Raw genomic sequence first — 17,960 nt, forward strand, 5'->3', positions numbered from 1 at the left:
CGTGCTGGTCGTCGCCCATCGCGGCGCCTCGGCCGGCGCGGTCGACAACAGCCTCGACGCCTTCGAGCAGGCGATCGCGCTCGGCGCCGACATGATCGAGTTCGACGTGCGGCGCACGCGCGACGGTCAGCTGATCGCCTTCCACGACGCCGCGGTCGGCGGCCGCACCGTGGAGACCCTGACGCGCGCGGAGATCGGGGACGCGACCGGCCATCTCCCGCCGCTGCTCGATGAGGTGCTCGAGCTCACGCGTGGACGGATCGGGCTCGACGTCGAGCTCAAGGAGCACGGCTACGTCGAGCGCGTGTTGGCGGCGCTCGACGGGATCGACGACGTCGTCGTCACCTCGTTCCTCGATGAGGTGGTGGCCGAGGTCAAGCGGATCGCCCCGGAGCTCCGCGCCGGACTGCTCGTCGGCGTCGGCCACACGCGACAGGTCGTGCGGACCCGCCTGTCGGAGCTCTCACCCGTCGCGCGAGCGCGCGCGTGCGGCGCTGACCTCGTGGCGATGCACCACGCGCTCGCGTCGCTCGGCGCCCTGCGACGCGTCGCCGAGGCGGGGTTCCCGGTCTACGTCTGGACCGTCAACGACGAGAAGCTCCTGCGCCGCTTTCTGAGCGACCCGCGCGTCACGGCCGTCATCACCGACGTTCCGGCGCGAGCCATCGCCCTGCGCAACGCATGATCGTCCCCCAGCCAGAAGACGGTCGGCGGCGTCGGCGTCGGCCGCGCGCTGGCTGGCAGGCGTGTGACCCGCTTCCGGCTCTCCGCTGAGCGCGTCCGCCAGATCTCACTCGGCTTCGTCGTCGACGAGCTCGGCGCCCAGCGCCACATTGAGCCCGCCGCTCGGGAGCACGTAGGCCAGCCCTCGGTCTCTGTCGCTCGCGTACAGCACGCCGACGACCTCGCCCGCGCGGTTGACGACCGGCGCTCCCGCCTGTCCCGGCTCGGTCTGCAGCGAGGTGGCGATCAACTCGTGCGTATGCCCTCTCAGCGCGAACGACACCGCCTTCTCGCTGACGACCCGCCCTACGCTCGTCGCCATGCCGTCACCGCCGTAGCCGAGCAGGACCAGCTCCTCGCCGAACCTGACGGCGTCCGCGTCGCTGACGGCGAGCACCCTCGGCCCATCGCCGGCGGAGCGCAGGATCGCGATCCCGCGGTCGGGCAGCAGCGCCTCGACATCGCAACTCAGGCGGCGCCCATCGGCGAGCTCGACGTTGACCATCTGCGCATCCGCGACGACGACGTCGGCTGTGACGATCCGGTCGTCGCCGATCGCGAAGCCGCTGCCGCGCAGGGATCCGTCGTCGCCGAGCACTTTGACCACCGACTGGCCCAGGTTCCCGTAGATCGTGTCGATGGAGCTCTGGGCCGCGGCCGCCGTCGTCGCGTCCCCACTGCTCGCCATCCGTGACAGGGCATCGAGCGAGCCCTCGTCGCGGAAGGCCTCACCCAGCTGGGCCGCGAGCTCGGGATCGCCGAGGCCCGAGATGCACAGCAGCGCCGCTTCCTGCTGGCGCGAATCGGACGAGCCGAGGTACGGCATGAAGCTCGCCACCGTCTGCAGTCGCTGCACCGCGGCCTCGCTGTCGGCCTGCTGCTTCTGTGCCCTGGCCTGGCGGTTGTTGTAGACATAGGTCGCGGCCACACCGATCAGCGCGACGAGCACGCCGGAGACCAGTCCGGAGACCGCTTGGAGCTTGGACCAGTTGTCGCGGACGATGCCGGGGACGGCGACCACCGTCAGGACGTGGCTCAGCGTCGCGAGATCGGCGCCTCGCGGAGCACGGCGTCGGCGTGAGCCGTGGCTGCCGGGCTGCATCGGGCACATTCTGCCCAGATCAGGGTCATCGGGAGGCGGAAGAATCCTCGTACCCTGGAGGTCCGTGCCGCTTTCCGCCTTCAGCCCCAAGACGCAGGAGTGGTTCTCGCGTGCGTTCGCGGCGCCGACCGCCGTGCAGAAGCAGGCATGGCCGGCGATCGCGACCGGCGAGCACACGCTGATCAGCGCGCCGACGGGCAGCGGCAAGACGCTCGCGGCGTTCCTGTACTCCTTGGATCATCTGGCGACCACGCCGCGGGAGGACGGCAGTGGGATCCGCGTCGTCTACGTCTCGCCGCTCAAGGCGCTGAGCTACGACGTCGAGCGCAACCTGCAGGCGCCGCTGATCGGGATCGGTGCCGACATCAAGGTCGCGATCCGAACCGGCGACACGTCGCAGAAGGAGCGAATGGCGATCCGCCGCACGCCGCCCGACGTGCTGATCACGACGCCCGAGTCGTTGTACCTCATGTTGACCTCGCAGGCGCGTGACGTGCTGCGCGACGTCGAGGCGGTCATCGTCGACGAGATCCACGCGGTCGCCTCGACCAAGCGCGGTGCGCATCTCGCGCTGACGCTAGAGCGCCTGAGCGCGCTGGTCGCCGCCGAGCACGGCGGCCGCGACCCGCAGCGCATCGGGTTGAGCGCGACGCAGAACCCGCTGGAGGAGGTCGGCCGCTTCATGGTCGGCCCGCAGCGGACGTGCCGGATCGTCGACGCCGGGGTGCGCAAGCCGCTGGACCTCAAGATCCAGGTGCCGGTCGAGTCGATGAAGGAGCCCGAGCAGTCGGCGGCGGCGTTGGACCCGCTGGAGCCGACGCCCGGCGGATCCGAGGCGACCCGAAAGTCGATCTGGCCGGCCATGTACCCGCAGTTGCTCGAGCTGGTCCGTGAGCACCGCTCGACGATCATCTTCGTCAACAACCGCCGGGGCGCCGAGCGGCTCGCGCTGCGCCTCAACGAGCTGGCGGCCAAGCAAGACGAGGAGGCCGAGCGACCAACCGTGGAGATCGCGCGTGCCCACCACGGGTCGCTGGCGCGCGAAGAGCGGCTGGTCGTCGAGGAGCAGCTCAAGGCCGGCCAGTTACCGTGCCTGGTGGCGACGTCCTCGCTGGAGCTCGGCATCGACATGGGCGCCGTCGACCTCGTCTTGCAGGTCGAGTCCCCCAAGTCGGTCTCGCGCGGCCTGCAGCGCATCGGGCGCGCCGGCCACTCCGTCGGCGACACCTCCAAGGGCCGCATCTTCCCGAAGTTCCGCGCCGACCTGCTCGAATGCGCGGTCGTCGTCAAGCTGATGCGCGAGGGCAAGATCGAGCCCACCGTCGTGCCGCGCAACCCGCTGGACGTCCTCTGCCAGCAGATCGTCGCGATCGCGGCGGGGGTCGAATCAGACGGTGAAGCGCCGGTCCTGGTCGACGACCTGTACGGGTTGGTCACCAAGACCTACACCTACGCCGAGCTCTCGCGCGAGCTGCTGGAGAACGTCCTGGACATGCTCGACGGGCGCTACCCGTCGCAGGAGTTCGGCGAGCTGCGCCCGCGCATCGTCTGGGACCGCGTCGCGGGCACGATCCGCCCGCGCAAGGGCGCCCGCCAGCTGGCGATCACCAACGCCGGCACGATCCCGGACCGTGGGCTGTACGCCGTCGTCCTGCCCGACGGGCGCCGCGTCGGCGAGCTCGACGAGGAGATGGTCTACGAGGCGCGGCCCGGCCAGACCTTCCTGCTCGGCGCGTCGTCATGGCGCATCGAGGAGATCCAGCGCGACCGCGTCGTCGTCTCGCCCGCGCCGGGCGTGCCGGGCGCGGTGCCGTTCTGGAAGGGCGACTCGGTCGGCCGCCCGAAGGAGCTGGGCCGCGCGATCGGCGAGTTCTCACGTTGGGCCGTCGACCAGACGCCGGAGCTGCTGGAGGCCGAGTACGACCTCGATCCGCTCGCCGCGCGCAACCTGGTGGACTACCTGCGCGAGCAGCAGGAGGCGACGCGCGTCATCCCGAGCGACCGCACGATCGTCGTCGAGCGCTTCCGCGACGAGATCGGCGACTGGCGGCTGTGCGTGCTGTCGCCGTTCGGCGGCCGGGTCCACGCCGCCTGGGCGCTGGCGCTCAGCGCGAAGATCCGCGACGAGGCCGGCCTGGAGTCCGACGCGATCTGGTCCGACGACGGGATCATCGTCCACCTGCCCGACGCCGACGAGCCTCCGGGCGCCGACCTGGTGTTGCTGGATCCCGAGGACGTCGAGGATCAGGTGGTCGCGGAGCTGGGGTCGAGCGCCTTGTTCGGCGCGCGCTTCCGCGAGAACGCCGGCCGCGCGCTGCTGATCCCGCGCGCCTACCCCGGCAAGCGCACGCCGCTGTGGCAGCAGCGGCTCAAGGCACAGTCCTTGCTGGAGGTCGCCAAGCAGTACAGCGACTTCCCCATCATCTTGGAGACCTACCGCGAGTGCCTGCGCGATGTCCTCGACGTCCCGGGCCTCATCGAGCTGCTGCAAGGGCTGAACTCGCGCGATCTCTCGCTGGTCGAGGTCGAGACGCGCACCGCGTCGCCGTTCGCGTCGTCGTTGTTGTTCGACTACGTCGCGACCTACATGTACGAGGGCGACACGCCCAACGCCGAGCGGCGCGCGGCCGCGCTGTCGCTGGATCGCGACCTGCTGCGCGAGCTGCTCGGCCAGGAGGAGCTGCGCGACCTCATCGACGCCGACGCGCTCGATCAGGTTGAAGCGGATCTCCAGCATCGGTCGCAGCGCACGCAGGCCACCGATCGCGACGGGCTGGCCGACGTGCTGCGGCGGGTCGGCGACCTGTCGCGGGCCGAGGTGCGGGCTCGTGTGCTGGCCGAGCTCGACAGCGACGCGATGTTGGAGGCCTTGGTCGACGAGCGGCGCGCAGTGCGGCTACGCATCGGTGGCGAGGAGCGGTGGGTTGCGGCCGACGACGCCGGCCTCTATCGCGACGCGTTCGGCACCGTGCCGCCGGGCGGGCTGCCCGCCGCGTTCCTGGAGTCGGTCGAGCGTCCGACCGAGCGGCTCGTCGCGCGCTATGCGCGGACGCACGGGCCGTTCACGACCGCCGACTTGCGCGAGCGCTGGGGCGTCGATCCGTCGAGCGCGCTGGCAGCGCTGGAGGGCGCGGGCGACCTGGTGCGCGGGGAACTGCGCCCCGGCGGGACCGAGCGCGAGTGGTGCGACCCGCAGGTGCTGCGGCGGATCCGCCGGGCGTCGCTGGCGGTCCTGCGCAAGGAGATCGAGGCAACCGACCAGCGGGCGCTGGCGGCCTTCCTGCCCTCGTGGCAGGGCGTCGACCGGCATGCGGCGGCGGGCGCGGGCATCGACCGCCTGCGGGAAATGTTGGTGCCCTTGCAGCGGCTCGCACTACCGGCGGATGTCTGGGAGCGCGACGTGCTGCTGCGACGCGTGGGCGCCTACTCGCCGACGTGGCTGGATCAGCTGTGCGCGTCGGGGGAAGTCGTCTGGGTCGGCGCAGGTGCGCTCGGCCGAAACTCCGGTCGCGTGGCCCTCTACTTCCGCGAGGACGCCGAAGCGTTGGGACCGCCAACGGTCCGCGGCGGCATCGATCGGCCGGAGCTTCCCGAGCACGACCTCCTACGCGAGCGGCTGGCGGTCTCGCCGTGCTTCTTCACCGACTTCCTCGCCGAGATCCCGCTGGCGCCCGAGCAGATCCAGGAGGCGCTGTGGGACCTCGTCTGGGCGGGCGAGGTGACCAACGACGCCTTCGCGCCGCTGCGCGCGCCGCGACTGACGCTGGCGCGAGCTCAGAAGGCATCGATGACCCGGCGCGGCTCGCGGGCGGGCACGCGATTCGGCTCCCGTCGCGGGTCCGGCTCGGCGGCGCAGGTCCAGGGTCGCTGGGCGCTGACCACCTCGATCTTTCGCGCCGACATCGAGCCCGGCCTTCGGCGTCGCACGGTCGCCGAACTGCTGCTCGAGCGCTACGGCATCGTCACGCGCGAGCATGTCCTGGCCGAGGGGATCCCGGGCGGCTTCTCCTCGTTGTATGACTCTTTGTCGTCGCTCGAGACGCTCGGCGTCTGCCGCCGCGGCTACTTCGTCGAGGGCCTCGGCGGCGCGCAGTTCGCGCTGCCGGGCGCGGTCGAGCGGTTGCGCACACAGGCCGACCGTGCGGAGGAGACGCCACCGGTCGTGCTCGCCGCGACCGACCCGGCCCAGCCGTTCGGCGCGGCGTTGCCGTGGCCAAAGCGCCGGGATGACACGGACGCCCGCGCCAAGCCGGCGCGCGCCGCCGGCGCCTACGTCGTCCTGGGCGGCGCCGAGCCGGTCATCTACGTCGAGCGCGGCGGCCGCGGAATTCAAGTGCTGGTGGAACGCGAGGACGCGCGGCTGCGTCCGGCGCTGGAGGCTCTCGCCGCCTTTGTCACCGGCGACCGCCGCCACAAGCTGTCGCTGGAGCGCGTCGACGGCGAGGCCGTCGTGGGCTCGGATCTCGAGGCGTTGCTTATCGACGTCGGCTTCCGGGCGGGCCCGCGCAAGCTGACGCTCAGCGCGTAGGCCGCGGCGCTCAGCTCAGGCGTTGGCCGCTGTGCGCAGCGTGGTCTGTCGGCACCGATGAGAGCGAGCGGGAGCGGCGGTTCGCTGCGCCAACGATCGTCCGCCAGCGCCTGGGCTGAGGGCGCCGGCGTCGTCGATTGCGACCGGTGAGCACCATGGAGCACGCGTAACCCGCGATATGCGCGGGTTACGCGCGATCGAGGGCTGCGCAACCAGGATTCGGCCCCGAATCGGACACCCTCTAGGCCGAACGCGGCGGGTGGGCCTGTCTGCGGACGTATGCCGACCGCAAAGAGGCCCACCGCTCGCGAAGTGCCGCGGCCGACCGACGCGGGCCTGTACGCGGACGCATACCGGCCGCCAACAGGCCCACCCTCCCCGAGGCCGAAGCGGACGACGAGCCAGCGCACCGAGCAGCCGACCCCGCTCCCCTCGGTGCCGACAGACCACATCGCACATCACCAGCCAACGCCCGCACTGGGCGCCACCAACGCCCGCACCAAGGCCTCAACGCCGCCTCACGGCTCCTTCTTGCCCGGGTTGAACAACCCCTTCGGGTCCAGCGCCCCCTTCACCGCGCGCGCAGCCGCCACCGCCGCCGGCGCCCACTGCGCCGACAGCTGGCCGGCCTTCAACAACCCAACCCCATGCTCGCCGCTCGCCGTCCCGCCGAGCTCGCGCGCCATCGTGAAGAGCTCCTGCGCGGCCGCATCGGCCCGCGCGCGCATCTCCTCATCGCCCGGATCGAGCAGGAACGACGAGTGCAGGTTGCCATCGCCGGCGTGGCCCCACGAGCACCCCTCCAACCCGTGGCGCGCGCCGATCTCGATCGTGCCCTCGATCGCGTCAGCCAGCCGCTCGACCGGCACCGCGATGTCCTCGGAGAGCTTCTCGCCACGCACGGCGCGCACGGCGATCGAGACGCCGTCGCGCCAGCGCCAGACCTCGGTCGCCGGCGGCGCCACGGCGCCGGCACCCAAGGCCTCCAACAGCTCATCGCGGTCAGACAGAGACTCCGCCTCGCAGACCACCAACAACTGGGCACCACCAGCACCCGGCAGAAACGGCGCCGGCGCAGCCGTGATGCACCGCCCATCGAGGTACTCGATCGCCGCCGGCACGACGCCGGATCCGAGCACCGCGTCGATCGCCGCGCAGCCCTCGCGCACGCTCCCGTACGCCGCGGCGACCGGGAACGTCGCAGCCGGCGCGGGCACCAGCCGTAGCCACGCGGCGGTGATGATCCCCAGCGTCCCTTCGCTGCCGATCAGCAGCGCGCACAGATCCAGACCCGCGACGTCCTTGCGCACCGCGCCGCCGAAGGACACCAACTCGCCCGGCGCGATCACCGCCTCGACGCCCGTCACCCAGCGCCCCGTCACGCCGTACTTGAAGGCATGCGGTCCGCCGGCGTTGGTCGCGAGGTTGCCGCCGAGCTGCGACTGCTCTGCAGCGCCCGGATCCGGCGGGAAGAGCAGCCCGTTCTCGCGCGCACGCCGCGCGACGGTCGCCGTCTTCACCCCCGCCTCGGCCTCCATGCGCCACCGCAGCGGATCGAACGACCGCACGCGATCCAGACGATCCAGCGCGATGCCGACGGTGTCGCGACCACCATCGGCTACGGGCACGATCCCGCCGCTGTAGCCGCTGCGCCCGCCGACCGGGACCATCGCGACGTCATGCGCGTAGCACCAGGCGACGACCGCGGCGACCTCCTGGGCGCTGCCCGGCGCGACCAGGACCGGCACGCGCCCCGACAGGCCGCTGGCGTCGGCCAGCGCGACGTCGGACTCGACGTGCTCGGCGCCCACCAGCGAGGCAAGATCGGCGTGCACCTCTCCACCGTACCCTCGAAGAGCGCGCATGCCCGAGGGCGACACCATCCACTACGCAGCCAATCGGATCCGGCCGGTCCTGGAAGGCCACGTCCCCGACGCGATTCGTACACCGCATGCGCGCTTCGGCAAGGACCGCTGGCCAGAGCGCCTGAAGGGCCGCGAGGTCGAGTCGGTCACCGCCCACGGCAAGCACCTGTTCCTGCGTTTCGCCGGCGACCTGACGATCCACTCCCACCTGCGGATGACGGGCGCGTGGCGCGTCCATCCCGAGGGCGCGCGCTGGCACCGCGCACCGCGGCGGGCGTGGCTGGTCATCACGCGCGGCGGCCAGGACGTCGTGCAGTTCGACGGCCCGGTCCTCGAGCTGCTGACCGAGACGCGCCGCCGCTTTGACCTGCGCCTCGGCGCGCTCGGCCCCGACATCATCGCCGAGGCGTTCGACGAGCGCGCGGTCCTGCGCCGGCTGCGCGAGGACGACCCGACGCGCGGGATCGGCGACGCGCTCCTGGACCAACGGATCGTCGCCGGGATCGGGAACCTCTGGAAGGCCGAGGGCTGCTGGCTGGCCGAGGTCGACCCGTGGCGAGCCACGGCAACCGTCAGCGACGACGAAGTGCTGCGCATCGTGCACGAGCTGCGTCCGCGGATGCAGGAGTCCGCACGCGACGGCAATCAGAAGCGCCACCGCAAGATCTATAACAACGCCGGGCGGGCCTGCCCGCGCTGCGGCGAGCGCATCCTCGGCCGCGGGCAAGGCGACGACAACCGGACGACATACTGGTGCCCCGGATGCCAGAGCTGACCTCGACCTCAACCCAGCAGCGCGCCGTGCGGCGGATCGGCCACAAGGGCGCCGACCACATCACGCCCGGCAACACGACGGCGAGCTTCGACGCCGCGCTCGCCCACGGCTGCGACATGGTCGAGTTCGACGTCCTGCCCGAGCGAGACGGCGACGGCGAGTACACCGGCCGCCTCGTCCTCGCCCACGACTTCAAGGACGCGGCACGGCGCACGCCGCTGACGCTCGAGGAGGGCCTCGACCACCTCAGCAGCCAGGCGTTCGCCGGCATCGAGCTCGACGTCGACCTCAAGACCCACGGCTACGAGGAGCGCGTGGTCGCCGCGCTGCGCGAGCGCGGGATGGAGGAGCGCACGCTCATCTCCACGATGGAGGTCGTCTCGCTGCCGGTCCTGCGGGCGGCGTCCGACAAGATCCGCATCGGCTGGTCCGTGCCCAAGGTCAAGCGCAACTACCTGGCCAACCCGGCGACCAAGCCGCTCGCGCTGGCGACGGTCCTGCTCCTACGCCGCACCGTGCCCCGCGCCATCGTCCGCGCGATGCGCGCCGGCGAGGTCGATGCCGTCATGTCGCACTTCTCGCTCGTCACCCCGCACTTCGTCCGCGCCGTGCAGCGCGCCGGCGGCGAGCTCTACGTCTGGACCGTCGACGACGCCAAGCAGATCCGCCGCTTCGAGCGCATGGGCGTCACCGGCGTGATCACCAACGACCCTCGCCTCTTCGACGCCTGAGACCGGCGAGGCTCGCCCTTCGCCCTACGGCTTGATGATGCACTCCGCCGCGCTGGCGGTCTTCGGGTCCGCCCCGAAGGTGCCCTTGTGGCCCGAGTGGGTGCGCTTCTGGGCCTTGCGCACGACCTTCTTGCCGATGCGCCACTCGAAGGAGACGATGCCGCGCAGGCGGTAGGTCTGGCCCGCCGGCGGCGGGGTGATCGAGAAGTTCCAGCCAGACTCGCGGCGACGAAACAGGGCCGAGCCGACCGATTGGAAGCCGGAGTCGACGGTGGCGTCGGTCGGCGCCCAGGTCTGGGTCGAGGCCCGGAAGTACTGCACCTGGAAGCGCATGTACATCTTCTCGGCCTTCTTGCCCGAGCCGGGCATCGAGGCGCGGATGCCGATCGTGTCGGGGTGCTTGGCGGTGTCGCAGATGTTGATCGTCGCCCAGAGCAGCGGCGACTGATCGACGGTCGGGCCGGTGGTGGCGGCGCCGGCAAGCGCCGCCGCGCCGCTCAGGGCGACGAGTGCGGCCAGGCCGCCGGCAACTGCATGACGCAGGAGATGCACGCGCGAAATGTACCCGCGTGTGATGGAAAGGCCAGTGGACCGTAGTGTCGACGTGGGAACTGTCATGGAGATCTCGACTTCCGAACCGATGACCGTCCGGTTCGATGCGCTCTATCGCGAGACGGCGTCGGATGTCTTCGCCTACGTCATGACGCTGCTGCGCGACCGCGCGGCGGCCGAGGACGTCACCGCGAGCGCCTTCGAACGCGCCTATCGCCGCCAGGCGGGGTTTGACCCCAAGCGCGGCACACAGCGGGCCTGGGTGTTCGGCATCGCCCGCAACGCCGCGCTCGACGAGCTCCGGGCGCGCAAGCGCATCGCCGCGCTGGTGACCGACCCGGAAGCCCCGGACGCCGAGCACGACGACGGGATGGCCGAGGACGAGGCCGCCCTGCGCCGCGCGACCGTGGCCGCCGCCCTCGCCCAACTCGACCCGCGGGAGCGCGAGCTCATCGCGCTGAAGTTCCACGCCGGCCTCGACAACGCCGAGATCGCCAAGGTCCTCAACATCTCCGTCGCCAACGCGGGCACCCGCGTGCACCGCGCGGTCACCCGACTCCGGAAGGCCTGCCATGCGCCGTCGTGACGCCCTGCCCGACCCCGAGATCCTGCGCGGCCTACGCGAGCTCAACGCCGCGCTCGCCAACGAGCCGACCGCCGACCCCGACCTCGCGTTGCTGGTCGCCGACGTCGAGGCGGCCAAGCCGGAACCGAGCGCCGCGTTCCTCGCGTCGCTGGACGCCCGTGTGCACGCGGGCTTCCCGCGAGAGGCCGCGGTGTCGCGCCACGACGGCGCGAGCAAGCCGTCGTGGCGCGCACGCCTGCGCGCGCCACAGCTCCTCGCTTCAGGCCTCGCGGCCGCGGTGCTCGCCGGGATCGTGGCCGTTGCCCTGGTGGACACGCACTCCAAGCCGCTGTCGCAGGACCTCGGCGACTCCTCGTCGTCGTCTTCCTCGTCCTCCTCCCAGACGCTCTCCGCCGAAGGACGGGCCCCGAGCACCGCCGAGAAGTCGGCCGCCGAGGCGCTCAGCGCTGCCCGCGGCTCGACCGGCGCAAGCAGCGCCGACTCCGCCGCGCCGGCGGCGAGCACGTCCGCCGGCGGCGCCGCAGCGCCAAAGAGCGACCCCTCGCTCACCGCCGCCGCGCCCGCGGCGCCCGCGACGGCCACCACCCAGCAAAACCGCAAGGTCCAGCGCGCCGCCGACCTCACGCTCACCCCCAAGCCCGACGACGTCCAGCAGACCGCCGACGGCGTCGTGCGCGAGACCCAGGCCGCAGGCGGCTACGTCCAGCGCTCCGACATCGCCACCCGCGACGGCGGCGGGGAGGCCAGCTTCACGCTGCGGATCCCGTCCGCGCGTCTGGACGACACGCTCGCCCGGCTCTCCAAGCTCGCCCACGTCGGCGCGCTGAACCAGAGCGCGACCGACATCACCGCCGCGACCGTCTCGGCCGCCGACCAGCTCTCCGACGCGCGCGCCGAGCGGGCCGCGCTGCTGCGCGCGCTGGGCAAGGCGACGACCGACCGCCAGATCGCCAGCCTCAGGGCGCGCCTGGCCGACAACCGCTCCGAGATCGCTCAGCGCAAGGGCGCGCTGGACGCCCAGCGGCGCCGGGCCGACCTTGCGACCGTCGCCGTCACCGTCCAGGGCACCGGCAAGGCCACCAAGAACGACGGGGGCGCCTGGACCCCGCGCGACGCCCTGCACGATGCCGGCCGCATCCTCCAGGTCGCCGGCGGTGTGGCGCTGATCGCCCTCGCGGTCCTCGCTCCCCTGGCGATCCTCGCCGCGCTCGCGCTGCTCGCCGGCCGCACGCTGCGGCGACGCCGGCGCGAAAGCGCGCTGGACGGGACCGCCTGAACGCCGGACACCGGTCGGGTGGGTGGGCCGCATTCAATGTGCGACCGCCGTCACACAACTCCCATAGACTCCACCGGTGCCCTCCAGTGCGCAGAGCGTCGAGTTGCTGGCCCAGGTGCCGGTCTTCGAAGCGCTCGCACCGGGTGACCTGGGCCGCGTCACCGACGTCGCGGTGCCCCGCCACTTCGACGGCAACACCGTCATCTTCCGCGAGGGCGACGCCAGCGACACGTGTTACATCGTCGGCCGCGGCCACGCCCGCGCCGTACGCGAGAACGTCGACGGCCGCACGATCACGCTCGCGCACTTCGGGCCGGGCGACATCTTCGGCGAGCTGGCGATGTTCGACGACGAGAAGCGCTCGGCGACGATCGAGACGCTCGACGACGTCGAGGCGATCGCGATCCTCGGCCAGGACATGCGGCGGCTGCTGCGCGAGCACCCCGACATCGCCGTCAAGCTCGTCATCGGCCTGGGCCGGCGCCTGCGCGAGGCCAACGAGCGCCTCGCCCGCCAGTCCTTCCAGACGGTCCAGTCACGCGTCGCCGGCGTCCTCGGCCAGCTCGTGCGCCAGGCCCAATCCGAGGGCGCGGCCGAGCGCGACGTGCTGGTGACGATCACCCAGGCTGACATCGCCCAACTGGCCGGCTCCTCGCGGGAGTCCGCCAGCCGCTTCCTCGCCGTCCTGGAGCGCGCCGGCGTCGTCACCCAGGGCCGCGGCCGCGTGACCGTGCACGAGCCCTCCGCGCTGGAGCGCTACGTCTACTGATGGCCGGCGGGCTGTTGTCTCCGTCAGAGCACTCGGCCGGCGGCGTCGTGGTGCGCGGTACCGATTGCATCGTGATCGTGCCGACTCGGCGCGCGGCCAGCGGCGCCAAGGTGCTCGCGCTGCCCAAAGGTCACGTCGACCCGGGCGAGACGCCGCTGCAAGCCGCCGCGCGCGAGGTCCGCGAAGAGGCCGGCGTGGAGACCGAGCCGCTCGGCGAGCTCGGCGCGGTCCGCTACTGGTACATGCGCAACGGCAAGCGCATCGCAAAGCAGGTGGACTTCTTCCTGTTCGCCTATATCGGGGGCGATATCGCCGACCATGATGATGAGGTCGAACAGGCGAGCTGGATGCCGCTGAGCGAGGCCGCCGAGCGCCTGACCTATGACGGTGAGCGAGGGATGGCGGCGCGCGCCCTGTCGCAGATCACCTCCGACGAGTAGTCTCCGCCGTCGGATGCAGGTCCTGAACTTCTACTCCACGATCTTCGCTGATCAGCTCAAGCGCGGTCGCAAGACGGCGACGATTCGCCTCGGCGACAAGTCGCACAAGTACAAGAAGAACCAGGCGGTGATGGTGACCATCGGCTACCAGCACTCGCCGCGGGAGAAGATCTTCGATGCGGTCATCGACCAGGTCGAGGTCAAGCGCGTCCGCGACCTGACGCCTCGGGACATCGAGCACGACAACCCGGAATTCCGCCGCCACGAGGAGATGATCCACTTCCTCGAGCAGATCTACGGCAAGAAGGTGACGATGGAGGACATCGTGACCGTCGTGCGGTTCTCGCAGATCATCGTCCACCCTCCGTCGTTCACCGATGCCCGATTGGGCATCGGCGGCGCGCAAAACTAGCGCGCCACACGCACGGGCGAGGGGTCAACCGTGCTGCGTGTCTTCATCGCAGATGACTCGCTGGGCTTCGGAACGCTGGCGTCAGCCTGGCTGGAAGCTCACGAGGACATCGAGGTCGTCGCTGCCGTCCGCAGCGCCGAGGAGGCGATCGCGGGGCTAGCCGATGCTCGTCCTGATGTCGTGATCCTCGATCGTCTGCTGCCCCAGCCCGAGCACTCCGAGGCGGTGCTCGCCTATGTGCGCGAGCACCTGCCCGACGCCGGCATTCTGCTGATCTCCGGCATGCCCGACGAGGAGCTGGCCGGGGTGGCGCGCAGCACCGGCGCCGAGGGGCACGTCAGCAAGGCGGCGAACGCCGAAGCGCTGGCTGATGCGGTGCGGCGCGTGGCGACGGCTGCGAGCGAGCGCGGGTAGTTCGGTCGTTCGTTAGACGCCCGGCGGCGGGACCGAGCCGGCGGCAGCGCCCGACGAGGGCGCGAACACGGGCGGGAGCTCGGGCTCCAGCGGCGGGAACGACGTCGGCAGCGGCGTGAGGGTCGAACGGCTCTTGGCGCCGGAGCCGCCGGTGTCGACGACGGCCCATAGGCCACCCGCCACGATGGCGACGCAGCCGCCCAGCACGATCCACAGACCCTGCGCCACGTGGAGGTACTGGCTGTCGATCGGCCGATGCACGACGTGCACGAGCGCCAGCACGACGCCGGCCGCGCCCACGGCGGCGATGCCACGCGCGGCAGCCGCCGGATCGATCCGAACGGCCGAGCCGAACGCCCCGCCCGCACCGAGGACCAGCGCCACGACAGCCAGCGCGCCCACGGCCACCGCCGCGTCGGCACCCTGCAGCTCCTTCCAGCCCGAGGCCGAGATCGAGCTCGGCAGCGCGGTGGCGAGCCCACGTGCCATCTGACCGAGCAGGCCGGGATCCTGGCCGAGCTGTCCGCTGAACGCATCGCGCAGATGCTGGGGGATCGTGATCTCGTACCACGGGCGCCACAGCGACGCGAACGCGGCCAGCGCGCCCACGAGCGCAACGAAGTGGCCGCTACGCAGCCCTTTCTGCTCCATGGCACTGCCATCGACCGTTCGGACCCGGACCATCGCAGTGCTCAACGGATGGCCGATCGTCTTGGCACTCAGATGTGCAGAGTGCCAAATAGGCCTTGACGGCCCTTTTCGGCTCGCTAGTATGGAACCAGCGCTGGCACTCCACCCCTGCGAGTGCCAATAGTCGCATTCAACGTTGCAGTCCGTCACCTCACTGGAGGTCACCAGAATGAAGCTCAAGCCCCTCGGCGATCGGCTGATCGTCCGCGCCATCGAGGAGGAGGAGAAGACCGCCAGCGGCCTCCTGCTCCCGGACACGGCCAAGGAGAAGCCGCAGAAGGGTGAGGTCATCGCCGTCGGCGAAGGCCGGTTCGACGAGGACGGGGACAAGCGGATCCCCCTCGATGTCGCCAAGGGCGACACGGTCCTCTACAGCAAGTACGGCGGCACCGAGATCAAGGTCGACGGCGAGGACCTGCTGGTCCTGCGCGAGTCCGACGTCTTGGCCAAGATCGAGAACTAGGAGATCTTTTATGGCTCACAAGGAACTGAAGTACAACGCCGAGGCCCGCAAGGCCCTCGAGGCCGGCGTCGACGCCGTTGCCAACGCGGTCAAGGTCACGCTCGGCCCCAAGGGTCGCTACGTCGTCCTCGACAAGAAGTTCGGCGCTCCCACGATCACCAACGACGGTGTCACGATCGCTCGTGAGATCGAGGTCGAGGACGTCTTCCAGAACCAGGGCGCGATGCTCGTCCGCGAGGTCGCCACGGCGACCAACGACGTCGCCGGCGACGGCACGACGACCGCGACGGTGCTCGCCCAGGCGATCGTCCGCAACGGCCTCAAGAACGTCACCGCTGGTGCGAACCCGCTCGGCCTGAAGAAGGGCATTGAGAAGGCCGTCGACCAGATCGTCGACAACATCCGCAAGCTCTCCAAGCCCGTCCAGGGCAAGGACCAGATCGCTCGCGTTGCCACCATCTCCGCTGGTGACGAGGAGATCGGCGACGTCATCGCTGACGCCATCGAGAAGGTCGGCAAGGACGGCGTCGTCAACGTCGAGGAGGGCCAGACGTTCGGCATGGACCTCGAGTTCACCGAGGGCATGCAGTTCGACAAGGGCTACGTCTCGCCCTACATGGTCACCGACCAGGAGCGCATGGAGGCGGTCCTCGAGGACCCCTACATCCTGATCGCCAACCAGAAGATCGGCTCCGTCCGCGACGTGCTGCCGGTCCTCGAGCAGGTCATCCAGTCCGGCCGTCCGATCCTCATCATCGCCGAGGACGTCGAGGGCGAGGCCCTCGCGACGCTGGTCGTCAACAAGCTCCGTGGCACCTTCACCGGTGTGGCCGTCAAGGCTCCGGGCTTCGGCGACCGCCGCAAGCGCATGCTCGAGGACATCGCCATCCTGACGGGCGGCGAGGTCATCACCGAGGAGATGGGCCTCAAGCTCGAGAACACGCAGATCTCGCAGCTGGGCCGTGCCCGCCGCGTCGTCGTGGCGAAGGACAACACGACGATCGTCGACGGCAACGGTGACGCGGCCGCCATCAAGGGCCGCATCAACCAGATCAAGAGCGAGGTCGAGTCCACGGACTCCGACTTCGATCGCGAGAAGCTCCAGGAGCGCCTCGCCAAGCTCTCCGGCGGCGTCGCCGTCGTGAAGGTCGGCGCGGCCACCGAGACGGAGATGAAGGAGAAGAAGCACCGCGTCGAGGACGCCCTCCAGGCGACCCGCGCGGCCCTCGAGGAGGGCATCGTCCCCGGTGGCGGCGTCGCGCTGCTGCAGGCGGCCGAGGCCATCAAGCTCGACGGCTACGCCATCGATGACGAGCGCACCGGCGCCCGCATCGTCCTTCGCGCGCTCGAGGAGCCCCTCCGTCAGATCGCGGAGAACGCCGGCCACGAGGGCTCGGTCGTCGTCAACGACGTCCGCAAGGCCAAGAAGGGCTTCGGCCTGAACGCCGCGACCGGCGAGATCGTCGACCTCGTCGCCGAGGGCGTCATCGACCCGGCCATGGTCACGCGCTCTGCGCTGCAGAACGCGGCCTCGATCGCCAAGAACATCCTCACGACCGAGGCGATCGTCGCCGAGATCCCGGACAAGGATGGCGGCGGCGGTGGCGGTGGCATGCCCGACATGGGCGGCATGATGTAGGCAGCTCCCTTCGGAGCGACCGCTTCATTCGAGGGGCCCGGCGTTCGCGCCGGGCCCCTCGTCGTTCTAGGCCACCTCGCGCACCGCCCCGTCGCGCACCACGATGCGCCTGGTCACGCCCAGGCCCTCGAGGAAGGCGCGGTCATGGGAGACCGCGACGATCGTGCCCGCGAAGGCGCGCAGCGCGCGCTCGACCGCCTCGAGCGTCTCGGGATCGAGATGGTTGGTCGGCTCGTCGAGGAGCAGCAGCTCGGCGCCCGAGGCGACCATCGCCGCCATGTGCACCCGCGCGCGCTCGCCCGGGCTCAGCCGCCCCAGCGGACGGTGCACCGCCACGGTGTCCAGCGCGAAGGCGCCGAGCAGGGTGCGCGCGGCGCCCTCGTCGAGCGAGGCCTGGGCGCGCAGCCAGTCGACCACGCGCTCGTCACCCGGCAGGGCGACCGGCGTCTGGGGCAGCACGCGCACCGCGCCCGCGAGCTCGACCGTGCCCGCCGCCGGCACGAGGACGCCGGAGAGCACGTCGAGCAGCGTCGTCTTGCCGGCGCCGTTGGGCCCGGTCACCGCGACGCGGTCGCCACGATGCAGCGTGAGCTCCACCTCGGCCAGCCCGCGCGAGCGCACGCCGCGCAGCGCCGCGATGCGCCGCCGCCCGCGCCCGCGGTCGTGCAGGCGCAGGCGCAGGACCGGCGACTCGACGGGCGCGGCGATCGCCGCATCGCCCTCGAGCTCGCGCCGCAGCCGGCCCTCGCGCGCCTTGGCCTTGCGGGCCACCTTCTTGGCGTAGCGCTTGAGCTTCGGGGCCGCGGCGCGGCTGACGGTGTTCTCGGTGTGCTGGGCCTGGCGGCGCGTCGTCGCGATGTCCGCCTCCAGGCGTCGTCGTCGCTTCTCCTGCGCCTCGTGGTCGAGGGCGAGCTTCGCCCGCCGGCGCTCGCGCTCGGCACGATGAGCGCTGTAGCCGCCCTCGTAGCGGGTCAGCGCACCACCGGGCTCGAGCT

Annotated in this window: 17 protein-coding genes; 12 read left to right on the forward strand and 5 right to left on the reverse strand. The window is 71.4% G+C overall.

Going from position 1 to position 17,960, the window contains the following annotated elements:
• Window position 1: 1 nt before the first annotated feature.
• Window positions 2-685 (forward strand): glycerophosphodiester phosphodiesterase, encoded by a 684-nt coding sequence (locus VGO10_RS01325; protein WP_327464342.1) that lies wholly within the window; start codon window positions 2-4, stop codon window positions 683-685.
• A gap of 105 nt (window positions 686-790) precedes the next feature.
• Here the strand turns inward: VGO10_RS01325 and VGO10_RS01330 are convergent, their stop codons facing one another.
• Entirely contained in the window at window positions 791-1,825 is a 1,035-nt protein-coding gene (locus VGO10_RS01330) for a serine protease (protein ID WP_327464344.1), read from the reverse strand.
• Window positions 1,826-1,889: 64 nt separating this feature from the next.
• On the opposite strand from VGO10_RS01330, the gene VGO10_RS01335 reads away from it, so the two are divergent.
• Window positions 1,890-6,353, forward strand: a complete 4,464-nt coding sequence (locus tag VGO10_RS01335; RefSeq protein WP_327464346.1) for a DEAD/DEAH box helicase — start codon at window positions 1,890-1,892, stop codon at window positions 6,351-6,353.
• Between the two features lie 518 nt (window positions 6,354-6,871).
• On the opposite strand, the gene VGO10_RS01340 is transcribed toward VGO10_RS01335, so the two are convergent.
• Window positions 6,872-8,188 carry an FAD-binding oxidoreductase gene (locus tag VGO10_RS01340; protein ID WP_327464348.1) on the reverse strand — a complete coding sequence of 439 codons (1,317 nt, stop codon included), beginning with the start codon at window positions 8,186-8,188 and terminating at the stop codon, window positions 6,872-6,874.
• 28 nt (window positions 8,189-8,216) lie between these two features.
• Here VGO10_RS01340 and VGO10_RS01345 point away from each other — a divergent pair, with 28 nt between their 5' ends.
• Together VGO10_RS01345 and VGO10_RS01350 are read left to right on the forward strand one after the other, a co-directional pair.
• Window positions 8,217-8,993: a DNA-formamidopyrimidine glycosylase family protein gene (locus VGO10_RS01345; RefSeq protein WP_327464350.1), complete on the forward strand. Its 777-nt coding sequence runs from the start codon at window positions 8,217-8,219 to the stop codon at window positions 8,991-8,993.
• Window positions 8,981-9,724 carry a glycerophosphodiester phosphodiesterase gene (locus VGO10_RS01350; protein WP_327464352.1) on the forward strand — a complete coding sequence of 248 codons (744 nt, stop codon included), beginning with the start codon at window positions 8,981-8,983 and terminating at the stop codon, window positions 9,722-9,724. Before VGO10_RS01345 ends, VGO10_RS01350 begins: the two co-directional genes overlap by 13 nt.
• Before the next feature lie 24 nt (window positions 9,725-9,748).
• Here the strand turns inward: VGO10_RS01350 and VGO10_RS01355 are convergent, their stop codons facing one another.
• A complete protein-coding gene (locus tag VGO10_RS01355) occupies window positions 9,749-10,276 on the reverse strand; it encodes a hypothetical protein (protein WP_327464354.1) in 528 nt (175 codons plus the stop codon).
• An 88-nt stretch (window positions 10,277-10,364) separates the two neighbouring features.
• Between VGO10_RS01355 and VGO10_RS01360 the strand changes: the two genes are divergently transcribed.
• The 6 genes from VGO10_RS01360 to VGO10_RS01385 all read left to right on the forward strand — a co-directional run bounded on the left by VGO10_RS01360 (window position 10,365) and on the right by VGO10_RS01385 (window position 14,173).
• The gene (locus VGO10_RS01360) at window positions 10,365-10,862 is read left to right on the forward strand and encodes a sigma-70 family RNA polymerase sigma factor (protein WP_327464356.1); all 498 of its coding nucleotides are present in this window, start codon (window positions 10,365-10,367) and stop codon (window positions 10,860-10,862) included.
• Entirely contained in the window at window positions 10,849-12,138 is a 1,290-nt protein-coding gene (locus VGO10_RS01365) for a DUF4349 domain-containing protein (protein WP_327464358.1), read from the forward strand. The genes VGO10_RS01360 and VGO10_RS01365 overlap by 14 nt, the downstream gene beginning before the upstream one ends.
• A 76-nt stretch (window positions 12,139-12,214) precedes the next feature.
• A complete protein-coding gene (locus VGO10_RS01370; RefSeq protein ID WP_327464360.1) occupies window positions 12,215-12,907 on the forward strand; it encodes a Crp/Fnr family transcriptional regulator in 693 nt (230 codons plus the stop codon).
• A complete protein-coding gene (locus VGO10_RS01375; protein ID WP_327464361.1) occupies window positions 12,907-13,347 on the forward strand; it encodes an NUDIX hydrolase in 441 nt (146 codons plus the stop codon). The genes VGO10_RS01370 and VGO10_RS01375 overlap by 1 nt, the downstream gene beginning before the upstream one ends.
• A gap of 13 nt (window positions 13,348-13,360) precedes the next feature.
• Window positions 13,361-13,759, forward strand: coding sequence for an ASCH domain-containing protein (locus VGO10_RS01380; protein ID WP_027005183.1), 399 nt, complete (start codon window positions 13,361-13,363; stop codon window positions 13,757-13,759).
• Window positions 13,760-13,789: 30 nt separating this feature from the next.
• The gene (locus tag VGO10_RS01385; protein ID WP_327464367.1) at window positions 13,790-14,173 is read left to right on the forward strand and encodes a response regulator; all 384 of its coding nucleotides are present in this window, start codon (window positions 13,790-13,792) and stop codon (window positions 14,171-14,173) included.
• A 12-nt stretch (window positions 14,174-14,185) separates the two neighbouring features.
• Here VGO10_RS01385 and VGO10_RS01390 read toward each other — a convergent pair whose 3' ends face one another.
• On the reverse strand, window positions 14,186-14,824 hold the full coding sequence (locus VGO10_RS01390) for a hypothetical protein (RefSeq protein WP_327464369.1): 639 nt from the start codon (window positions 14,822-14,824) through the stop codon (window positions 14,186-14,188).
• Between the two features lie 208 nt (window positions 14,825-15,032).
• On the opposite strand from VGO10_RS01390, the gene groES reads away from it, so the two are divergent.
• On the forward strand, window positions 15,033-15,326 hold the full coding sequence (groES, locus tag VGO10_RS01395; protein WP_327464371.1) for a co-chaperone GroES: 294 nt from the start codon (window positions 15,033-15,035) through the stop codon (window positions 15,324-15,326).
• Between the two features lie 10 nt (window positions 15,327-15,336).
• A complete protein-coding gene (groL, locus tag VGO10_RS01400) occupies window positions 15,337-16,965 on the forward strand; it encodes a chaperonin GroEL (protein ID WP_327464373.1) in 1,629 nt (542 codons plus the stop codon).
• Between the two features lie 66 nt (window positions 16,966-17,031).
• Here groL and VGO10_RS01405 read toward each other — a convergent pair.
• Window positions 17,032-17,960: ATP-binding cassette domain-containing protein (locus VGO10_RS01405; protein ID WP_327464375.1), on the reverse strand; the 929-nt coding region annotated here is incomplete at its 5' end.

The sequence above is a fragment of the Baekduia sp. genome (assembly GCF_035996765.1).
Classification (GTDB): domain Bacteria; phylum Actinomycetota; class Thermoleophilia; order Solirubrobacterales; family Solirubrobacteraceae; genus Baekduia.